The sequence below is a fragment of the Paraglaciecola polaris LMG 21857 genome (genome assembly GCF_000315055.1).
GTDB classification, from domain to species: domain Bacteria; phylum Pseudomonadota; class Gammaproteobacteria; order Enterobacterales; family Alteromonadaceae; genus Paraglaciecola; species Paraglaciecola polaris.
In genome coordinates this window covers 1-20,593 of sequence record NZ_BAER01000023.1, presented here as the reverse complement: position 1 = coordinate 20,593, position 20,593 = coordinate 1, and the positions used below count along the sequence as shown (strand labels likewise).

Annotated in this window: 15 protein-coding genes; all 15 read left to right on the top strand. The window is 41.3% G+C overall.

The genetic code is table 11. The annotated features are described in order from the left end of the window. Nucleotides 1–584: 584 nt before the first annotated feature. The gene (gene hsdR, locus GPLA_RS03880) at nucleotides 585–4,100 is read left to right on the top strand and encodes a type I restriction-modification system endonuclease (RefSeq protein ID WP_007103521.1); all 3,516 of its coding nucleotides are present in this window, start codon (nucleotides 585–587) and stop codon (nucleotides 4,098–4,100) included. A 276-nt stretch (nucleotides 4,101–4,376) separates the two neighbouring features. After that, nucleotides 4,377–5,483, top strand: a complete 1,107-nt coding sequence (fic, locus tag GPLA_RS03875) for a protein adenylyltransferase Fic (RefSeq protein WP_007103520.1) — start codon at nucleotides 4,377–4,379, stop codon at nucleotides 5,481–5,483. 70 nt (nucleotides 5,484–5,553) lie between these two features. Further along, on the top strand, nucleotides 5,554–7,167 hold the full coding sequence (locus tag GPLA_RS03870; RefSeq protein WP_007103519.1) for a class I SAM-dependent DNA methyltransferase: 1,614 nt from the start codon (nucleotides 5,554–5,556) through the stop codon (nucleotides 7,165–7,167). Further along, nucleotides 7,167–7,643, top strand: a complete 477-nt coding sequence (locus tag GPLA_RS23875) for a restriction endonuclease subunit S (protein ID WP_007103518.1) — start codon at nucleotides 7,167–7,169, stop codon at nucleotides 7,641–7,643. Before GPLA_RS03870 ends, GPLA_RS23875 begins: the two co-directional genes overlap by 1 nt. Before the next feature lie 47 nt (nucleotides 7,644–7,690). Beyond that, entirely contained in the window at nucleotides 7,691–8,557 is an 867-nt protein-coding gene (locus GPLA_RS23870) for a restriction endonuclease subunit S (RefSeq protein ID WP_007103517.1), read from the top strand. Continuing rightward, nucleotides 8,557–10,272 carry an AAA family ATPase gene (locus tag GPLA_RS03860; RefSeq protein ID WP_007103516.1) on the top strand — a complete coding sequence of 572 codons (1,716 nt, stop codon included), beginning with the start codon at nucleotides 8,557–8,559 and terminating at the stop codon, nucleotides 10,270–10,272. The genes GPLA_RS23870 and GPLA_RS03860 overlap by 1 nt, the downstream gene beginning before the upstream one ends. Next, nucleotides 10,272–11,372 (top strand): hypothetical protein, encoded by a 1,101-nt coding sequence (locus GPLA_RS03855; RefSeq protein ID WP_007103515.1) that lies wholly within the window; start codon nucleotides 10,272–10,274, stop codon nucleotides 11,370–11,372. Before GPLA_RS03860 ends, GPLA_RS03855 begins: the two co-directional genes overlap by 1 nt. A gap of 141 nt (nucleotides 11,373–11,513) precedes the next feature. Continuing rightward, a complete protein-coding gene (locus GPLA_RS03850) occupies nucleotides 11,514–11,798 on the top strand; it encodes a type II toxin-antitoxin system HigB family toxin (RefSeq protein ID WP_007103514.1) in 285 nt (94 codons plus the stop codon). Nucleotides 11,799–11,807: 9 nt separating this feature from the next. Further along, on the top strand, nucleotides 11,808–13,010 hold the full coding sequence (locus GPLA_RS03845) for an ImmA/IrrE family metallo-endopeptidase (RefSeq protein ID WP_007103513.1): 1,203 nt from the start codon (nucleotides 11,808–11,810) through the stop codon (nucleotides 13,008–13,010). A gap of 420 nt (nucleotides 13,011–13,430) precedes the next feature. Then, on the top strand, nucleotides 13,431–14,324 hold the full coding sequence (locus tag GPLA_RS03840) for a TnsA endonuclease N-terminal domain-containing protein (RefSeq protein WP_226993051.1): 894 nt from the start codon (nucleotides 13,431–13,433) through the stop codon (nucleotides 14,322–14,324). A 16-nt stretch (nucleotides 14,325–14,340) separates the two neighbouring features. After that, on the top strand, nucleotides 14,341–16,509 hold the full coding sequence (locus tag GPLA_RS03835; RefSeq protein WP_007103511.1) for a Mu transposase C-terminal domain-containing protein: 2,169 nt from the start codon (nucleotides 14,341–14,343) through the stop codon (nucleotides 16,507–16,509). Continuing rightward, nucleotides 16,481–18,073 carry an ATP-binding protein gene (locus GPLA_RS03830; protein WP_007103510.1) on the top strand — a complete coding sequence of 531 codons (1,593 nt, stop codon included), beginning with the start codon at nucleotides 16,481–16,483 and terminating at the stop codon, nucleotides 18,071–18,073. Before GPLA_RS03835 ends, GPLA_RS03830 begins: the two co-directional genes overlap by 29 nt. Continuing rightward, nucleotides 18,070–19,647: a TnsD family Tn7-like transposition protein gene (locus GPLA_RS03825; protein ID WP_007103509.1), complete on the top strand. Its 1,578-nt coding sequence runs from the start codon at nucleotides 18,070–18,072 to the stop codon at nucleotides 19,645–19,647. Before GPLA_RS03830 ends, GPLA_RS03825 begins: the two co-directional genes overlap by 4 nt. 37 nt (nucleotides 19,648–19,684) lie before the next feature. Continuing rightward, nucleotides 19,685–20,050, top strand: coding sequence for an antitoxin Xre/MbcA/ParS toxin-binding domain-containing protein (locus GPLA_RS24295; RefSeq protein ID WP_040513871.1), 366 nt, complete (start codon nucleotides 19,685–19,687; stop codon nucleotides 20,048–20,050). Nucleotides 20,051–20,208: 158 nt separating this feature from the next. After that, nucleotides 20,209–20,571, top strand: coding sequence for a hypothetical protein (locus GPLA_RS03815; RefSeq protein ID WP_040513870.1), 363 nt, complete (start codon nucleotides 20,209–20,211; stop codon nucleotides 20,569–20,571). Nucleotides 20,572–20,593 lie beyond the last annotated feature (22 nt).

Sequence of the window (20,593 nt, the reverse complement as noted above, 5' to 3'; positions counted from 1 at the left end):
ATTGGGTTTCATATAACATTATCAGTACCGACAATTTAAATTTGAACCCATAATGTATAGTAGAAATCAAACATACTGTAGTTGACAAACAACATAAAAAGTGTTATAAAACATAATCTTATGATTTATAAGGCTTTATTTTTTTATAAAAAAAATCTATTCGTTAGCAGTACCAAATGAGTTTAATAATAAAGACTATATTTGACCAAACGTTAACTGATTAATAAAATTGGTACCAATATTAATATACTTTTGGTACCAATATTAATATCCACTTACAGCCATGTGCGTTCTAATTAAAGTTTGAAACTTAGAATTAAAGTTTGAAACTTGGAATTAAAGTTTGGAACTGGAGTGGTATTCAAATAATGTTGGAACTTCTCAGATAAAGATGGAAAGTGACCCCGTTCTTAATAGAGGTCACTTTTCCCCATAAAGGTCAATTACTTAAAAAGATGTGTTTTTACTTAGTCACTGATACGATGGCAAGGTTGGTTAAGATTTAACTCTACTTTTTCATCAAGAAAAAGTGCAGCAATACAAAATAATCTAAGTTGATTCATGGACACGGAGAGTATTTTATTTTGGCGAAGAACATCACATCGAATTTTACTTTCCTTGAAGAGCATGACCCGATTTTTTTTCAGCTAGCTGTTAATGCTGAGCAGGCTTTCGCTGCTGATCCTAATACCACCTTAATCAAACTACGCCAACTCGGTGAAGCCTTTGCTCAAGAAGTTGCCGCTCGTTGTGGTGTTGTATTTGATGACTCAACTTCACAATCAGACTTACTCTACAAAATTCATCGTGAAATTGGTTTTGAGCCACAGATAAAAGAATTGTTTTATACCCTCAGAGTCGAAGGCAACAAAGCGACTCATCAATTTAAAACCAAACACAAAGAAGCCATGGATGGTCTAAAAGTAGCGCGCAATCTGGCTATTTGGTTTCATCGTTCTTTTGCTAAAAATACTGACAACTTTAAACCTGGCTCCTTTACTGCTCCGCCGGACCCAAGTGCGCAACTTAGCGCCTTACAGAATCAGATTCAGCAATTATCCAGCCAATTGTCAGAGGCCAACCAACAACTTGAATCAGACCAAAAGCTCAATCAACTGATTAGTTTAGAAAAGGAAGAATATGCAGTACTTGCTGAGCAAATGGATAAAGAGTCCAAAACGTATCAGCAACAGTTGGCCTTGCATGAACGACAGCAATCACAACAAACTCAAGAGTTTGAAAGCAAAATAGCCACGCTGCAACAACAGCTGGAAAGCGCTCCAACAAAGCAGCGAGAAGAAACTAAGAAGCAGCAAAAGATTTATAGCGCTCAATTACGTAAAACCAGTAAGGCTTTGTACGTAAATGAAGAAGTCACCCGTATAGTGATTGACCAGCATCTAGTCGAAGCGGGTTGGCAGGCAGATACGCAAAGCTTAACTTACCAAAACGGAATAAGACCTCAAAAAGGCAAAAACTTGGCTATTGCCGAATGGCCCACTGAGCTCAAAGGTAAAAAAGGCTATGCAGATTACGTCCTATTTTGCGGTTTAACCCCCATTGCCATTGTTGAAGCCAAAAGAGAAAATACCAATGTGGCAGGTAAAATCACTCAAGCTGAGCGCTATTCCAAGGGCTTTCACAATACTGCAAAGATGATCCCAGCATGGGAATTACAAGGTTTAACGGTAGCATGGCCATTTGCAGAAGATGGCCATTATCATGTGCCCTTTGTTTACTCATGCAATGGTCGTCCGTTTGTTAAGCAATTGGCAGAACACTCAGGGACATGGTTTCGTGATACCCGAGCGCATAGCAATCTAGCCAAACCTCTAAGCAACTTTCATAGCCCACAGGGTTTGCTAGATAAACTCACACGCAGTAAAGACAAAGCCGAACAACAGTTAAATCAGGAAGGTTTTGCCTACCTTAAACTGCGTGATTATCAAGAAGAGGCGATAAAAGAAGTTGAGAGCGCCTTAAAACATGATCAGCAAAGCTGTTTATTAGCGATGGCAACCGGTACGGGTAAAACACGTACCATTCTTGGCTTAATGTATCGTTTTCTAAAAGCAGAGCGCTTTAAGCGTATCTTGTTTCTAGTCGACCGAACAGCATTGGGACAACAAGCGATTGATACATTTAAAGAAGCGCCGCTTGAACAAAACCAAACTCTGTCAAAAATTTATAACATAGCACTACTAGGTGATATGGCTGCTGAGGCAGAAACGCGAATACAAGTTGCCACAGTTCAAGCGATGGTTAAGCGGGTTTTTATGTCAGACAACCCACCCACAGTTGATCGATTCGATTGCATAATTGTCGATGAAGCCCATAGGGGTTATACCCTTGACCAAGATATGACCGAAGGTGAATTAGCCACCCGCGATGCTAATCAGTATTTGTCGACTTATCGCCGAGTATTAGATTATTTCGATGCTGTCAAAATAGGCTTAACAGCCACCCCAGCCAAACATACCAGCGAAGTATTTGGTAAACCTGTGTATACCTATTCTTATCGCGAAGCGGTTGCAGATGATTGGCTGATTGATCATGAACCGCCTATACGTTACGAAACCCTGCTTACTCAAAAAGGCATTAAGTTTGAAAAAGGGGCGGTAGTTAGCAGTATTAATACCGACACCGGTGAAGTAGAAACAGACGAGCTCGAAGATGAGCTCAATTTTGAGGTGGATGCGTTTAACCGCCGCGTTATTAACGAAAACTTTAATAAGGTTATTTGCACCCAACTAGCCATGGAAATCGATCCCTTTAGCGACGAGAAAACCATGATTTTCTGCGCCACCGACCTACACGCAGATATGGTAAAGCGACTTTTGGACGAGGCATTTAAAGAGCTTTACAACGGAGAATACAACCAAGCTGCGGTTGCCAAAATTACCGGCCAGAGTGATAAGGTCAGTCAACTTATTCGCCAATATAAAAATGAACATTATCCCAATATTGCCATTACCGTTGACCTGCTAACTACTGGCATAGATGTACCCACAATATGCAACCTAGTATTTATGCGCCGAGTGAAGTCACGCATTTTATATGAGCAAATGATTGGCCGCGCCACTCGCCGTTGTGATGGAATCGGTAAAACAGTGTTCCGTATTTATGACCCCGTCGATATTTATGCTGCCTTGCAAGCCATCAATACCATGAAACCCTTAGTCAAAGACCCAAACGTCACCCTTGAACAATTAATGGATGAACTGACTGACCCAGAGCATTTAGATAAGGCACTCAACAGCCCCGGTGAACAAAAGGGAGAAACACAAGCTGATGTAATACTTAACCAGCTCAGTCAAAAAGTCATGCGGGTACTACGCAAGGCGCATAAAAAAGCGGAATTCAAACCACAACTCAAACAAAAACTCGATGAGTTAGAAGGTTTATGGGGGGTTGAACCGAAAACCTTGCATAAACACCTGCGTGAACTCGGCCCGCAACAAGCTAATCATTTTGTGCAGCAACATACTGGCTTGCTTAATCAATTAGCTGAGGTATCAGCTTTGCTTGGTAGCGAATACAGACCGGTTATTTCAGAGCATGCAGATGAAATTCAAAACCGAAGCCAAAGCTATGATAATTATGCCAGACCAGAAGATTACCTCGACAGCTTTAACCAGTTTATAAAAGACCAGCTAAATCAGTCGATAGCGTTAGCTGTTGTGGTCAATAAACCCCGTGACCTAAGCCGTGAACAACTTAAAGAAATTAAGTTATTACTCGATAGTGCTGGGTATTCCGAAGCAAAGTTACAAAGTGCTGTACGTAATCAAACCAATCAGGACATTGCCGCCAGTATCATTGGGCATATTCGCCGGGCGGCCTTAGGCGAGGCACTCATCCCTTTTGAACAGCGGGTTGCCAAAGCCATGCAAAACATTTACAGCCAACACAATTGGCTGCCTGCCCAGCGTAAATGGCTAGAACGCTTAGCAAAACAACTTACCCACGAAGTGATTATCGACCGTGATTTTGTTAATCAACGTTTTGCCGAACATGGTGGTGCCAAACAATTAGACAAAGTATTGGTAAATCAGCTGGACGTGGTATTGGATGAACTTAGTGATGCAATGTGGGCCTAGGCCGCTAACTAGACGAATAAAAAATGCAAAGACAACAAGTCCAATTCTCTATACATAAGAAACACAACGTGTATAAAAAATCTCAAACTCTATATGCATAGTGTTAATCATGTACATGAAAATGAATTTTATAAACATGTTAAGCCTTCATGTCGATAACATCGACATCAGCGCAAGTCGTGTCGAAAAAAACGTCTTTTATCGACATAATGACTTTACCTGTCGAGCTCATCGACATATACTCACTTCATGTCGAAAAAGTAGAATAAACTAAACATGACTTGGCAAGCCGATATACCCTTTAATCAACTTCCGCCATTGCCACCCGCAGCAGAGGTGGTGGATTCTATTGCTGTGCTTAAAGCCTGTATTCCGGCACGTGCCGCCTTGGCCGAACTTAAACAGGCTGGGGCATTATTACCTAACCAAGGCTTGTTAATTAATCTATTGCCCTTGTTAGAAGCAAAAGACAGTTCCGAGATTGAAAACATTATCACCACGTCAGACAAGTTATTTCAACATGCTCAGGAAGATAGTCAGGCCGACCCTGCCACTAAAGAAGCGTTGCGTTATCGCACCGCTTTATATGAGAGTTTTACCCGATTAAAAGAGCGGCCTTTGTGCACCAATACCGCAATTGAGGTATGTAGTACCTTAAAAGGCACGCAAATGGATGTGCGCAAAGTGCCCGGTACTGTTATTGCCAACCCTAGTCGCGGTGAGATTATTTACACGCCGCCAGTGGGTGAAAAAGAGATCCGTGATTTACTCAGTAATTGGGAGCAATTTCTGCATGAAGACGACAGTCTAGATCCGCTGATTAAAATGACCATTAGTCATTATCAGTTTGAAGCCATTCACCCTTTTTATGATGGCAACGGCCGAACTGGTCGTATATTGAATGTTCTGTATTTGATCGAGCAAGACTTGTTAACCCTGCCAATCTTGTATTTAAGTCGCTACATTGTGCAGCACAAAGCCGACTATTACGCTTTGTTAAATGGCGTCACCAAAGACGGTGACTGGCAAGCATGGATCATATACATGTTGACGGGCGTGACCGAGATGGCTAATTGGACTACGGCTAAAATAGCCGCGGTTAAAGCGTTGATTGAACATACCAGCGAGTTTATTAGGCAAAACTTACCAAAAATGTATAGCTTCGAATTAGTACAAATCATTTTCGAGCAACCCTATTGCCGCATTGCCAATTTGGTAGATAAAGACATTGCCAAACGGCAAACCGCATCGGTCTACCTTAAACAACTGGTAGATATTGGTGTATTACAAGAACAACAAGTGGGTAAAGAAAAACTCTTTGTGCATCCCAAACTGATGCAATTAATGACCCTAGACAGCAACAAATTTGAACCTTACGCCTGATTTATCTGGCATAGAATTTACCTGGCTTCAACTTATCAGACACGGCTAAACTTAATAATTAGGAACACCCATGACCAACAACAGTATCGTGCAAAAACTATGGAATTTATGTGATGTATTGCGCGACGACGGCATTAACTACAGCGACTACGTAACTGAATTAGTATTACTGCTGTTTATTAAAATGGTACACGAAAACACCGAAGCTGAGACCTTAGATAAACACACCTTACCCGAGGGCTGCCGGTGGACAGACTTGAGCAGTAAATCAGGCATTAATCTGCTTAACGACTACAAAGCTATTCTACTTGCTTTATCCACCGGCAAGCGCACGACTGTAGTAAAAGCTGAAAAACCAAGTGGCGAAGATAAAGTTGAAGAGGTTATCGTACATGAAGACCCTCTCATCAGTGCCATTTATGCCGACGCCCAAACCCGATTACGTGAGCCGCGCCATTTAGAGCAGATGATTAAAACCCTCGATCAAATCGATTGGTTCAGTGTACAAAAAGACGGTTTAGGTGATTTATACGAAGGCTTATTAGAGAAAAATGCAAACGAAACCAAATCGGGCGCTGGCCAGTATTTTACACCCCGAGACTTAATAGATTCGATCGTCAGATGCATTAAACCTCAGGCTGGCGAAGTAGTGCAAGACCCAGCAGCAGGTACTGCCGGTTTCTTAATTGCTGCTGACCAGTACATCAAAGACCATACTGATGATTTATATAACTTAAGCGACAAAGATAAAAATTTTCAAAAGAACAAAGCCTTTATTGGTGTAGAACTGGTGCCTTCAACCCGCCGTTTAGCCTTAATGAACTGCTTATTACATGGCATGGAAGGTGACGACGAAGGTGTGGTGCATTTGGGCAATGCCTTGGGGCAAGTAGGTGCAAGCTTAGCCAAAGCCGATGTTATTTTGGCCAACCCGCCTTTTGGCACCAGCAAAGGTGGCGATGCAAGCATCACCCGCGACGATCTCACTTACGATACGTCAAACAAACAGCTGGCCTTTTTGCAGCACATTTACCGAAACTTAAAACCCGGTGGCCGTGCAGCTGTAGTATTACCCGACAACGTATTATTTGAGGCCGGGAGAGGAGCCGAAATTCGACGCGATTTAATGAACAAGTGCAACTTACACACTATATTACGCCTACCTACCGGAATTTTTTACGCCGCTGGAGTGAAAACTAATGTGCTGTTTTTCACTAAAGGCAGCACCACCGACAAGTTACAAGACAAAAACTGCACCCAAAACGTGTGGGTCTATGACTTGCGTACCAATATGCCAAATTTTGGTAAACGCACGCCCTTTGGAGAGCAACACCTTAAACCGTTTGAAGATGTGTTCGGTGATAAGGCCGACGGCACTACCAAAAGAGCCGAAGGTGAATACAGTTTTGGTGCTGAACAAATCAGTGTTGATAAAACGAAAGTAGCAGAGAACCAAGGCGTGGATGACAAACTCGTCCACAGCCGTTGGCGCTGTTTTGCCCGAGACTGGATTGCCAATACCAAAGGCGACTCACTGGATATTTCTTGGCTTAAAGATAAAGACAGTGTTGATGCTTCTGACTTGCCAGAGCCGGATGTGTTGGCAAAAGAAGCCAAAGACGAATTAACCGCTGCCTTAGGTGAGCTAGCTGAGTTATTGGCAGCGTTGCAAGGGGCGAATTGATGAGCGAAGTTAATTTTCCTAAAGAATGGGTATTAACTAAAATAATTGATATTGCGGATGTTAACCCCAAAAAATTAGATGCTGAGCCAGAGACATTATCTGGTTTTATACCGATGACGCATGCCCCTACAAATTTTAATGGGATCTTATGTTTTGATGAAAAACCATGGGGTGAGATTAAAAAATCATATACCAACTTTAAAGATGATGACGTCATTGTAGCTAAAGTAACTCCATGTTTCGAAAATGGAAAAGCCGCTATTGTTCGAGGATTACCAAATGGTATTGGAGCTGGAAGCTCTGAGTTTTATGTTCTTCGGCCAGCGATTAAAGAAGTTTCAACACGATTTTTGTTTTCTATCGTAAAGTCCCATAAATTTTTACAAGAAGGTGCCGCGAACATGACTGGTGCGGTGGGCTTGCGTCGCGTACCTCGTGCATTTATTGAGGCATTTCCTGTCGGACTCCCCCCCTAGCTGAACAAAAAATCATAGCCGATAAACTCGATACCCTGCTGGCGCAGGTGGAAACCACCAAAGCCCGCCTCGACCGAATCCCACAAATCCTAAAAACCTTCCGCCAATCCGTCCTCGCTGCCGCCGTGAGTGGTAAGTTGACCGAGGAGTGGCGGGATAACCAAAATATAAATATTGAATCATGGGTAGATGGCACTTTAGGTGATTTTGTTGAAAAACCTACTTATGGTTCATCTTCAAAATCAAAGCCAGAAGGAACTGTACCTGTTTTAAGAATGGGTAATTTGCAAGACGGTAAGTTGGACTGGACAAATCTTGTTTATACGTCTGATCCTGTAGAGATTGATAAATACAAACTTTTGCCTGGTGACGTACTTTTCAATCGAACGAATAGCCCTGAGTTAGTTGGTAAGACGTCAATTTATCGAGGGGAGAGAGAAGCAATTTATGCTGGTTATTTAATACGCATCCTGTGCAAAAAAAACTTGAATGCTGAGTATCTGAATTACCTCTTGAATAGCCCAGACGCTAAAGATTACTGCTATCGAGTCAAGTCAGACGGTGTCAGCCAATCAAATATCAATGCCCAAAAATTGAAGGCATTTCCTCTCAGTATTCCAACATCAACTGAACAAATCGAGATCGTCCGCCGTGTCGAACAACTCTTCGCCCACGCCGATAAAATAGAACAACAAGTACAAGCAGCCCAGCAGCGGGTTAACAACCTCACTCAATCTATTTTAGCTAAAGCATTTTGCGGTGAACTCACAGCCGATTGGCGCGCCGCCAACTCTGAGCTAATCAGTGGCGATAACAGCGCCGAAGTTTTGCTTGCAAAAATCAAATCCAAGCGTGAAGCTCTTGCTAATAAAAAGATGCCCAAGAAGAAAACAGCTGCAAGGAGAAAAGTTTGATGCGTTTGCTGTCACTGACTCTGAACGGGCAATATAAAGGTTTGAAAGACCAAACTTTTAGCTTTGATAATGCACAAGGCAATATTATTGCATTTATCGGTATTAATGGTTCTGGTAAATCTCAACTATTAGAACTGATTGCAGAAAGTTTTGGTTATTTAGAACGATTTCTGCGCAGTGATTTCAAGTGCCGCAATTGGTTTTCAAATTTGGCGATTGAGCTTCGCTATACTAATCAGGCTTACGACTCTGAAGAACACGCCAACACCTATGCTGTTCAAATCGACCAACAGGGAATCATCAAACTCTATCGTGATGGCACCTTAGTCGATATTGATTCACGTGAACATTCAGGCATAGAGGAAGAAATACTGCCAAGTCAGATTATAGGTTATTCGTCCGGTCTAAATGAAAACCTACAACGCGCCTTTATGAAAAATAACATCCAGTATTTGGATGTGATGAACGTAAAGCGTCAATGGGAACAGCGATTCGCCGCAATTAATGCTGCGAAAAATGAAAAAGGTAAGCACCTGACTGAATCGGACATCGAATTGCTTGAACGTCAATTTAGAGAAGCTTACCACTATTATCAAACTCGTCATTCCGCGTTATTTCCAATCTTACCTAAAGATTCATCACTGTCGGATAACGCCGATATTGGTTTAAGATCAACAGTCTTACCTCGCCTTAAGTATTTTGATCAGGATACCACCGCACTTATGCTGGCGAGCATGGGTATGCTTGCAGATGTCCAGCAGCAATCTATCTGGCAAGGAAAACAGCGCTTCAATAAAATTCATTCGGTGACACTACGTTATGATTTACGTAAATTCACGCATGATGCCGGTGCTTTGTTAGATATAGCTAAATTGATAAAATGTTTGGCCAACATACCCTCTTGCCACTTCCAAACGTTACCGAGAGTGAGCAAAACCTCTGAAGATTTTTTTAACCAATTTGAATTGGACTACTTAGCAGGCGAAATCACTATAGATTTTAGCGATAGCCGTGTTCAGAGCATTTTGGAAAACAGTTTTTTTACACCACAAGTGTTATTCGAAAAGCTTTACCGTTTACAACTGCTGGCGGCGGACTTTTGGCAAGTCGAAACCAAACGTCAACTAAGACAAGATAATTTCGATCGTTCGGTAAAACGACCACAAAAATGGAAATCACCAATTATTGTTTTGTCTCTCAAGTTAACAGATAGGCAGCAATGCATTGAATTTGATGATTTATCCGACGGTGAAGCGCAACTGATTCAAATTTTATCCATGGCCTCAATTTACAAAGACAGTAGAGTATTGTTTTTACTTGATGAACCTGAAACTCACCTTAATCCGTCTTGGCGCACCTACTTTCATTCATTCGTTGAACATACGATTGGTATAGACAATGAGAAAGCTCAGCTATTTATCTCTACCCATTCGCCTTTTATGGTTTCTTCGCTCAAGCGAAATAATGTGTATCAATTCCGCCGTAGCGATGATGGTTTAATTGAAATGAAAGTGGCGCAAAATGAAACTTATGGTGCATCATTTGATGTGTTGATTAAGGACTTATTTGACCTGCGCTCATTGATATCACAAAGTGTAATTGATGAAATTCGTGAGCAGCTAAAACAAGGCGATGACCACGCCAAAGACTGGGTTGAAGAAAATCTTGGCTTATCAGCTGAAAAAGCTTATTTAATAAGGAAGTTAAGCCAATAATGTTGTTTTGTTTAGCACCCAACACACCAAAATTTGAAGTATTTAGATTACTAAATGCAGAACTTTTACATTTTATCAAGCAATCTGTTATTACCAATGCCTTTGGTCGAGTACTTTTTACACATAGCGCTATTGGGGATGCCTGTTGGGCAAATACTCCGACTCGTGATAAATACGAAGTGTTATTCAACGCCTTGCAAGCGGCTGGTCATGATCCAAAACAGCAATTATTTGAGGTGATGAGGGACAACCAAGATCTTCAAATATTCTTTCAAAATCCTCAAAGAAATTTGTTCGACTTTATGAATAAGCCTTGTCGAGAATCCTTGAAATCATTGTGTACTCACTTATATTGCGCAACCAAAGATTTAGTGCCTATTGTCACAGCATCTGGTGGTATAAAGATCACAGATCACTTTAATGACTATCGAGCACAGCTAGTAAACGGAAACATATGCAAAGCGTGCGGTATGAAAGAGCTTGCAGCATTTAGAGCTGCTGTCACTGACGGTGAACAGTGGCGTGCCGACTATGACCACCAGTTATGCAAATCGAAATATCCCATCTTTTCAGTACATCCAGATAATCTTATTCCACTTTGCGATGTTTGTAATCAGGATGCAAAAAAAGCTAAAGACTTGTTTAAGCACAAGAATGGCACAGATCGATTAGCGTTTTATCCCTTTACCGAAGATGCGCAGGGTTTAATTGAGATCGAAATTGAAAACTTACGTGACCCAGAGCCTACCATAAAAGTAAATTGGAACACGCTGGACGGAGTATTACTGGACAAGCTTAATACATGGGATGAAGTATACGAAATTCGAAGCCGTGTAGAGGGTCAATTTCGATCTCTTGAAGCAATCATAGAAGACGAGCTTCGTCCGAGAGATGCAGCCCACCTTGTAAGCAGAATAAGCGATGAAGCACGACCTAATACTGTTGATACTTTGAAACGAAAAGAGTGGAAGTTTTGGTATCAGAAATTATTTAGTCAGTTACAACAGATTAGAGTTCCTGATGTTGAAGCTTTTTGGGCAAAGCAGGTGTTTACACAAAATCAAGCAGAAAGCGGTGCCGATTTTATTTTAAATGACTGATAAACAAAGCTGTTTGTGGTATTGATTTTAAGCGTAGGTATAAACTCAGCATGGTTTATTGGAACAGTATCTGTTGCGACAATTAGCTTCCCTTTTCGGAAATAATAACTATAATTCCCTTTTAGGGAACTTCGAGGTTTAATGAAAGTCTTAGGAAGAGACAAACTCTTAAAGTTTAGTCAAAAGCATGCGAATGTAAAAGCGGCGCTAGATGCTTGGTTCGATGAGGCAACAAAATCTGAGTGGAAAACGACTCAAGACATTAAGAATCGATATAGCAGCGCAGATTTTCTAGCAGGCAATAAAGTTATCTTTAATATCAAAGGTAATCATTATCGACTGGTTGTAAGAGTTAAATATAAAAATGGCATTGCTGTTGTTGAGTGGGTTGGAACCCATGCGCAGTACGACAAGCAACGCTTTTAGGAAGGGAACATGAAAAACATTAAGATAATTAAATCTAAACAAGATCATGAACAAGCGTTAGCCCGACTTGTGAGTTTGATGGATCTTGATCTTGAGCCTAACTCTCCTGAATCAGACGAGCTAGAGGTTCTAGCTCTTTTAATTGAAAAGTATGAACAGGAAACGTTCCCAATTGATCCACCTGAACCTATTGAAGCAATAAAGTTTCGAATGGAGCAACAGGGGTTAATTAAAAAAGACTTAATTCCTTACATAGGGTCAGCACCTAAGGTTACCGAAGTACTAAATGGCACACGTAACCTTAGTCTAAATATGATCCGTAAGTTGCATGAAGGATTAGGTATCTCACTAGATTTATTGATTAAAGAGCCTGCACATCAAAGAGCGATATCTAGCGATGTCAATTGGGAAGCATTCCCTATTACCGAAATGCGATCTCGTGGTTATTTTGATGGATTCAGTGGTTCTGCCAGAGACTTGAAAGAATACTGTGCCGAGACATTAACCTCGTTTATCTCATCCGTCCCGAATGGTTTTAAGCTGGCACCAGCATTGCTAAGAACTTCAGCACACTTGCGTACTAACGACAAAGAAACAGACCAATATGCTTTGTGGGCTTGGCAAATAAGAGTTTTGAAAAAAGCACAGGACGTTACACTTACAAATAAATATTTGAAGCATACGGTTAACCAAGCATGGATGCGAAAACTTGCTCAACTTTCATGGTCTGAGCAAGGGCCTGTCTTAGCTAAAGAGTATCTCAACAAGCATGGGATCCACCTTATTATTGAACCTCACTTACCTAAGACTTATCTCGATGGTGCCGTGTGTTTAGCTCATAAAGGTAACCCAGTTGTTGCGCTGACACTCAGGCACGACAGGTTAGATAACTTTTGGTTTTCACTAATGCACGAACTAGCACATATCGCTTTGCATCTGGATAAAACAGAACAATGGTTTCTGGATGATCTTGATGCTCAAGGTGGAGATCAAGTTGAACAAGAAGCAGATGCATTGGCTCAAGAAGCGTTAATTCCAAAAGAGAAGTGGAATGCCGATTCAATAAAAGATGCCACTAGCGTTCGACTTGCTTCTTCTGAGATTGGGATAACACCATGTATTGTTGCAGGAAGAGCGAGATATGAATCTGGTGACCATAGACTGTTTGGAAAACTGTTTAGAGAAAAGGTAAGACGCTTCTTTATTGAGTAATGGTCTGCCATGAATACACCGCCCTGATAAACGTTCCCGATATTGCTATCCGCTCACACCGATATTTACGTTGAAATATTCCTCTTCAATTATCATTTGAATTGGGGGAAAGTCTCAAATCATGATTTTTGTGTTTTTTTTAATCAACCTTGAGACTATCGAAAAATAATTTAGATCTTTTTTTGATCTTTTTCAGTCCTCTAAAAAAATGTTCATTTTCCACCTTTTAGCCTCGCTAATTTTCACAACTTTCTCCGCTAGCTGAAAATATTATCCCATACAACACAGGGATTTAGATCAATATCGTTATTGAAAATCGTAGAAAGCTCACTCTTATCAACAGTGAAAACGAAAAGCTAAAAAACCTAAATCCTACAACAAAAATGTTAAATAACAAGGAGTTATAGACAGAATTTAGTTTTGATCTTTGAAGGATCTGTGTTTATATTTCTGTCGTCCGCTGAAGGAACAGCACAAGTTTCAGAACTTTATTTTCTAACAATATCAGGAGATCGAATCATGGGAAGATATGATCAAAATTCAAAAGTATATGACAAGTGGCTCAAGGAAGGTCGAGGCCAAGGTCGTGGCAGAGATTATAAACCATGGCTTATGGTTTATAACGTCCCCTCGCATGGCCGTTCTCATAGAGTATATTCACATACATCAGAGCGGGTCGTTCATTGCTTATCCGATCTCGAGTTATCAGTATTTCTGCAACTTGAGTGGTCTAAAAGTGTGAGCGATATACGAGAGCAGTTTCCCCTCTCTCTTGATTCGACATTAGAAATTGCCGAGCGTATTGGCGCAAAGCATCCCGCAATACGCGGCGAAAAGATGATGTTGACGACCGATTTTCTAGCAACCGTTTCAGACCCAACCTCACCACTTTTAGCGATTCAAGTTAAGCCTTCAAGCGAATTAGGAAAGCCTCGCGTACGAGAAATAATCGCGCTTGAACAGGCTTTTTGGCAAGAATCTAAGGTACATTTTCAGGTGTTGACTGAAGGTTCACTAAACAGGATAAAAATCGAGAATATTAAGTGGTTACACCCCTTGATGACAAACGATGCTGTAACAGATGCTCAATTAGAAACTGCTGGATTTTGGAAATCAATTCTCAAACGAAAAAACGACAGTAACTTGATTCGAGTGGCGTCTCAAATTGACAAACAGCGCGAAAAGCAAGGGGGAACAAGTCTATCTGAACTACGGCTGTTGTTCGCTACGCGATTAGCAAAATTTGATATGAGTATCCCCTTTTTTAAGAATCGGGCTTGCGACGTTGTTTTTAAAAGTAATTTAGCGCCGTAAGGCAGAGGTAATTATTATGTCTTCGCTAGCGTTAATGCACCAAGCAGCCCCCATTTTTGTTAAAAATGATGTCATAAAATGGCAGGAGAAAAATTTTAGAGTAATCAAAGTCAATTTAGCTCACACCTTTTTATTTGAACTAGATACTAACAACGGCATTCCGATCCCATTTGCTACAAATGAGCTTGAATACTCCTTTAGAAGCGGTGAGGTAGTCCTTCTTGAAGAGCATAAATATCATGCTCTTCCCGCTTCTCTTAATTCTCGTGAAAAGTCTCATATAGAGATGACTGAGCGGTACGAGATCATCAAATCTATTGTTGAATCTGAAGATGCATTGGATTCTTCAGAACGTGGACGATTGATTACTATTGAGATGATGCGACGAAATATTTCGAAAGTAAAAATCTACCGGATTCTCCGAGCATATTGGACGTTTGGCCAATGCATCGAAGCGGTTTCAACTCACTATCACAAATGTGGAGCAAAAGGTAAGCGGCGACAGTTCACCGATCAAAAGCCAGGGCGTAAACGTCACGATGGCAAAAAACAAAACGCGATCCGCACCGAATTACACATGCAATTTATGCATAACGCGATCACAGCGTTTCACTTTGCTAAGAAGTATTCGCTTACGAAAACATATCGACGTTTTGTTACTTATTGCAAAGATGATGATAGTTACACCAGCGACGATAACATACCTTCGATCGATAGCTTGCGTCATTTACTTCAAAATCACTACTCAATCGAACATGCTTCTTCCAAGCGCTATGGCAATCGCGTTTATATGAAAGATATGCGAACGCTAAATGGAACAGCTACAGTTTCTGCTTATGGCCCAGGCGCACGATATGAGTTAGATGCTACTGTTGTCGATGTTCATATTGTTTGTAGTCATGATAGAACTCGAGTGCTAGGAAGGCCGATTCTTTACATCGTTATTGATTTATTTTCGCGATTAATCGTAGGCTTTTACATCGGTTTTTATTCGCCGTCATTTCGTACTGCAACGATTTCTCTGCTTTCCGCCTTACAAGATAAAACTCACCTTCTTGAGAAATACAGTATATCTAAAAGCGTCTGCTCAAGTTGGCCGGGAGTCGAATTGCCAGACGCACTGATATCTGACAAAGCAGAGTTGTTCGGTTTAAACGGAAGCCATCTTGCAGAAACGACCAGTATGCGGATTGAAAATACAGCCAGTGGACGCTCGGACGCCAAAGGAGTCGTTGAGCGTCATTTTGGTGTGATTCAAGATGCCTTCGAAGGCGATTTTGACGGAAAATCGTCAAAACCTGGTGCAAAAAAATCAGGCGCAATTGATGGTCGTTTGACTGCTACTTTAACATTTGATGATCTTCAAGAAATCATTGTTTCTGAAATTATCCTCAGAAATAATTGTCACGTGATGACAAACTATGATTGCGAGCAAGATATGCCCGACGATATGCCACTGACTCCCATAAACGTTTGGAATTGGGGTATTGAAAATCGAACGGGATGCTTTCAGAGTTTTGACGAAGAGAGACTGAAAATTGCGGTATTACCGCGGGGACAAGCAACAGTAAGTCGCGAAGGCATTCGGTACAAAGGGCTCTTTTATACATCTGTAGCGCTAGAAAAACTGGGGTGGTTTGTACGCATTAAAAATAACACTGCTAGACCCCAAAGTGTGAAAGTTCTCTACGATCCGATGCTTGTTAATCAAATTTACGTCATCATCCCAAATTCAAACCAACCACCGGTTGCTTGCAATATTAAATCGAAATCCAGAGCCTATTTAAATGACTCATTTATACAAGTCGAAAAACGTATCGCGACAAGAAAAGAGACTAACGTTGTCCATAAAGCGCTCGAAGAGGAAGAGAAACGTAAGCTAGAAGAAAAAACTATCGCTATAAGTCAACGTGCAAAAAAGGAAAAGAAACGTTTAGATAAAAAGACAATTGCACAAACCAAGCGCGAAATTTCGAAAAACCGAGATTCAGCTCGAGAAGATGAGCGGAAAAATATTGTAATGGAATATTCTCCTGTGGAACAGCAGGATACCCATTTGGGTAATGAATATCAGGGATACACGGCAACTCAGGATGAGTTTGCTAATCCCGAACTAAACAAATTATTTAACTTAAACAACGACAAGGAAGTCGACGATGGAACAAATGGAATTGATGATGACTAGCAAAATCGAAGGCAGTGTAACGGCTGTATACAAGGAAACAGGCGTGCCGAGTTATGAAGGTAACCCGCTGATCGAATGTTTACCTAAGTTGGGGGAAATCAGGGAGGTACTAGATAAACTCAGTTGTTATCCTTCTTCTGTGCTGCGCTCTTCACCCGCTTACACTCGAGCGGCTGAGATGATTGCTGAGATATCGAATATGTTTATCGCGCTGCCACAACACTACGAATTAGCCGAGTTTATCGACAGTAAGATAAAACAGGGATACATTTCTAGAAACCCTCGCTTAAAATTAAGCGCTCAGATGTTGCAGTCTAATTATGAAGATATGCTCAAGGGCAGTGTTATCCCCACAAACCAGAGCGCCTGCAATTACAAAGCCCCGGTAGCAGCTGCCATCTACGGTCCACCTGGTACCGGAAAATCGATATCAGAACAACGAGTACTGTCCCTCTATCCACAGGTAATCGTTCATGACACGCTCGGAATTACGCAGATAACGTATTTGTATATTAATTTTCCGCACAATAGCAGCCTCAAGGTATTGTGCAAAAACTTCTTTGATGCTTTAAACATAGCTTTGAAAAAACCCGACACAGTTTGGTTAGAGCGCCGTGAAAGCGTGGAGTCGATGTTAGCCAAAATACAAGCTGCCGTTGTGAGATTCAATATTGGTATTCTAATTATTGATGAGTTTCAAAGTTGGCGTTCAAAGACAAAAGATTCAGACCTTGTTATTGGTTTTTTAGTGTCTCTCATTAACACAGTGAAGCTTCCGGTGGTTTTCAGTGGCACTCCAGCTGCAAAAGGACGTCTAGAGTCTAATCTCGCTCTAGCGCGCCGAGTCATTGGTTTTGATGAGTGGGATCCACTGAAAACGCAAAGTGATAGCAATTCGGAGAGTAAACAACTCTGGGCGTATTTCAGCCAAAAACTTTGGCAGTATCAGTACCTAAATAGACCATCAGTGCCACTTTCGCCTGAAATCAGTGATGTTTGGTTTGATTGTTCGCAGGGAATTTTAGACATTGCTATTAAGCTTTATATTCAAGTACAACTAAGAGCGATAAAAAGCCAAAAAGAAGAAATTTCGGTCGAACTATTTCACCGCGTTTATCAAGATGATTTCAAACCGATTCATCCGATAATGAACGCTTTACGCTCGAAAAATCCTGAGCTCATTGCTGAATATGCTGATCTACCACAACCGCAAATTGTTCTAAAGATTGCATCGCTCAACAAGTCGATTATTGAAAGCAATAAGGCGTCGGTTATCGAAACCATGGAGCCAGTTGTTCAAGCACTGTTGGATTGCTTAATCCAATGCGGCTACGAAAAAAAGGTCGCTCAACCCGCCGTTGAAGCCGTGTTTTCTGAGCATCCTAGTTTGAACAAAAAATCACTACTACCGCTGGTCATTAAGCTATTAGCCGATGCAGATAAGAACCACATTACTCCATCTAAGAGAGTAAAAAAATCTAAAAAACAGTGTATTCCACCGCAATTTGATGAGACGTCACAGAGCAACCACTTTTCGAAATTAGTTGGCGAAAATACAGAGTGAGCCAACTGTCTTGCAATACTGACTTAACACCTCTGCCGGATGAGCTGCTTTACAGTTTTCAAGCTCGGATAGGTTTGCATGGGGCTATTTTAAGCCCCAAATCGCTTATTGAAAGACTGTATAACAATCGAAAAATAGCGGCCTCGTTGGTTTACTCTAGTCATCTTGAAACGCTTGCTGATGCGCTAAACCACGTTAACGCTAATGACTTGATAAATAGACACACCTTGTTCCCTCTCGCTGCTCCTTTTATACCTGCGGAGCGATGCTTACAGTGCATTACGAGAATGAAATCAGACAACGGATTAGGCCTGCATCTGGCATCAGGATACGCAGCTAGTAAAATACCTAAACTTAAAGAGCTTCGATATTGCCCAGCCTGTTTAGAAGCGCAAATCAAGCAATTCGGTGAGCCATACTGGATGCGCAGCCAACAAATTATAGGCACTGATGTATGCGTTTTTCATGAATGTACATTAGAGTCGATAGCAAATATAAAAAAAGGGCAACATCGTCATTCATTTCTTCCTGCAACGACGCGCCATCGTTGCACAGCAAGGCCTGCTCACATTCAGCCTAGTGATAGATTAGTTAGTAAAGCATGCGAACAATTATTATCGAATACCGACCTTCCCTCACCAGAGCTTGGACAGTGGACAAATTACTACAAACATTTAGCCCGTAATCTTGATGCCACCAAAGGAATATATGTCGATTTCGAAACGCTAAAATCGATGGTGAGTGACTATTGGAGCCCGGAGTGGTTAAAGCGATATAATTTATCTTTAAGCGATACACAGAGTAACTGGCTTCATTCTATCTTTAGAAAGCACAGAAAAACGTTTTCGTATCTCGAGCATATCGTTGTTAACGCGGCGCTTTTAAAAGGCCAATTCAACATAGTTGATTGTATTAACAACGCTGCTATCCAAGCTAAATCACTTCGCAAGTATGACTCGGTATCAACTGTTGTAATGCTACCCACTGCACTTTTAAATGAATACAAAGCAAATTGGTTGCGTTGTCTGCAAACTCAATCGCCTAAATTTGCTCGGGCTTCTCACCCTGCCCTTTATACCCGTATCTATCGCGCTGATCGGCAGTGGCTAATAGCCACAAATAAGCAATATAGAGTCAAGCGACCTGCCCCAAGTGACAACGTTGACTGGGAAAAAAGAGACGTAAATACCACCAAGTCTCTCTTTCGTGTCATATATAGTAGTGAGGATGATTTATCACGCCCACGAGCTTCCAAGCGCTGGTTAATGTATCAATTGCCCAATACTTCGACCGTAGAAAAATACATTCGCAAGATGCCGCTGACTTTATTATTTTTGAATCGCTATGCGGAATCTGTCACTGAATATCAAATACGCAGAATTACGTACCAATTATTAACTAACCCCCACCGTCATATAACTCGCAAATGGTTTCTCATGAGAGCAGCCGGTTTATCGAATGAGCGTTTGACTCCAATGACGAATCAGTTCTTGAACAGCATTGGCTCTTCACAATTCGGTTTAGATTTATTTTTCCAGAGTAAAATCAAAAATAACAGAAAGGGGCCAATTTAATGAATAGCCTGGGAGAAACGCCTGGCGAGAGGTTTATATGAGCATCGATACGGCCCCAAAAGCGATAATTGACTATAGCTTTACGTCTCAGTCGATCAGAAAGTTAGCGGCTGACTACGGCATATCTCTAAAAACACTCGCCAGTATCATTGGGTGCACTGCGACGAAGATTTACAATAAACCGATCAGGCTTCCTAAAGCGCCGTCGCGACGCCTTTTGCAACTAACCGATTTAATGTACCTAGCGACGAACTACTTTGGCTCGGTAAGTAGGGCAAAAAAATGGTTCGTTGAATACAATTTGGGTTTAGACGCCAAACCGCTCCAGTTATGCCAAACGGAGGAAGGCATCAAGAGAGTCGAAAACTCTATTTTTAGACTTGCGACTGGAATGACGGCCTGATTATTGAAGTAGGCTGGTGCCTGTAAACTTCGAGAACTGCGATCAAGAAGAAACTAAGCCGTTTCAAAATTATGTGTGACGATTCAATCTTTAAACTTGCTATCAAATTACTGAATGATAAGTGACCGAGAATATGAAAGATAAACTGGAACAGACTGATGGATAACAAGAGTAAGGTTGCTGTCACCGTAGCTATAAACACATTGCTTGATCGATGGGGCTTAACCGCGTCAGAAAAGACCGCAATTCTTGGTTTCGCATCAGATGCGGACCTCGACGACTTTATTAACTCACCTTCAACGTTGAACTTCTCTCCGCCTTTGGAACAACGTTTATCGCTCATTCTCAATATTCACGCAGAACTCAGGCTCATTTTCTCTAACCCAATGAACGTTTACGGTTTCATGACCATGATAAATAACAGTTCGCCGTTTTTGGGGAAGAAGCCGATTGAGCTAGCATCGCAAAGTTTAGAAGGTCTTAATGCTGTTTACAAAGCTATATCGTTTATAGGTAGATAGCACTAACTTAAACAATCATTAT